A 1,620-nucleotide genomic window follows, 5' to 3' on the forward strand; every position below is an offset into this window, starting at 1 on the left:
TGCGTACCTCGGGGCGATCGAAGGCGATCCGCACCGTGCCCTGCTCGATGTGCCGGTGGTACGTGATGTCGGTGAGGTTCTCGAATCCCGGGACGACATTCCACAAATCTGGATTGAAGGTCACCGTGCCTACCCTAGTCACGTTCACATTTCGCGAGATCCACAACCCATGGCGCTCCAGCCAATGGCGAGCCGAAATGCTGTGCAATACACCACTTCTCGCCTGGTAAAGATCACGTTGCCCGACGTACAACGGGTCTGCACATCAACGCGTTCGATCTCGATCTAGTTGTATTCCGGATGGATCCAATGAGGATGCCTGGCCGCGAGGTGGTCGTCGATCGCGGCCTCGACCAGCTCCCGCCAATGCGGATTGCTCTGGGTGGTGTTCTCGTCGCGAAACCACCGGCAACCAGCCGTAGGGCACAGGAATCGATAGGTGCCGAGATTGTCAATGCGGCCGCCCAGGCTCACGGGGCGCTTACGACTCGCACCAGCGTCGCGACGACTGCTGAAAGCTGAAAGTTCGTCTCCCACTCCAATACTCAATCACAGGCGGACATGCAGGCGACACTTACGAACCGCGTGGTACGTGATCTTGTGACAGGGCGGCCCCTGGTTTCGAATGTGCACAGCTTTGTCACTCTCGACGGGCGCTCGACGATTTCGATGCTGTACTGCGGCGGCGGCTCGATCGTTGCCGACGCTGCATCGGGCAGATGCTGTGCCATGTTGTGGGCCAGCGGATTTCAATCACCTTGGCTAATTTGAACAACGCAGGGGGCACCCGTGGGGTTCGGTCCGGGCCGACCTGCATACCCCCAAGCGGTGTCGACCCACGAGATGGTGGCCAGTTGCAGCTCGAACGCTGTCGGCTGCCGATGATGTCGATGCCGTCGGGTCACCCCCCTTCACCCGGCGGCATCGCTCGGAGATCGTCCGCCGCGCCGGGTCGCCGACAACTCCGACCCTGGACAGCCTTCACCGCCTTTCCGCGAACAGCCTTGCTCAACCATCTCAGTACCCGCCTGCCGACCAGCGCCGAGCGCATGATCGAGCTACACCTGCGCGACGTGGGCCTGGACGGCCGGACGAACCCGCCGCAGCGAGGCGACCTGTCCACCGCCGCGCCCGACTGGGCCGAGCCGCGACACCTGCGGGCCTCCCTGACCGCATTCGAGCGATCGGCACCGCAACCTACGTGTAGTTCACTATTCGCGAGGTCGCCGCGGTACTGTCTGCGGTCAGGCGCTGACCGCACGCCATCCAGACGAGTCGCCCCGCCGGGCACGCTGTGCGGGGCGAAACTCCAGCCCAGCTCGCGCATGCCCGGTCGAACTCGCCCGCGCCCAGTCCGGCCACATCCCAGCCGCTGGCCGGCCATGCACGTAGCGGGCCGTTCCAGCAGGTGAATGCCTGCGGTTCCAATCCTGCAGACGCGCCGCGTCGTGTCGGGCGGATTTGCGCCTTCCGGCCCTTGTCTACCAGCACCCCCGCTGGGCGGGGGTGGCAAAAATAGGTATGCCGTGGGTAGTTCTGCCGTCGCGGGCAAGGGCGCCCGCAATGCAGGCTCGTCAGTGACAGCGCAGGCAAGAACTGGCGAGGATTGCGATGTTCGAC

At 64.1% G+C, this 1,620-nt stretch carries 1 protein-coding gene and 1 pseudogene; both read right to left on the reverse strand.

Going from position 1 to position 1,620, the window contains the following annotated elements:
- A pseudogene (locus tag ACWEKS_RS49245) lies at positions 1–124 on the reverse strand (1,4-dihydroxy-2-naphthoyl-CoA synthase); the annotation flags it as partial.
- A 161-nt stretch (positions 125–285) separates the two neighbouring features.
- Positions 286–474: a hypothetical protein gene (locus tag ACWEKS_RS49250; RefSeq protein ID WP_452346591.1), complete on the reverse strand. Its 189-nt coding sequence runs from the start codon at positions 472–474 to the stop codon at positions 286–288.
- Positions 475–1,620: the final 1,146 nt, after the last annotated feature.

The organism is Nocardia sp. NPDC004711, assembly GCF_053601595.1.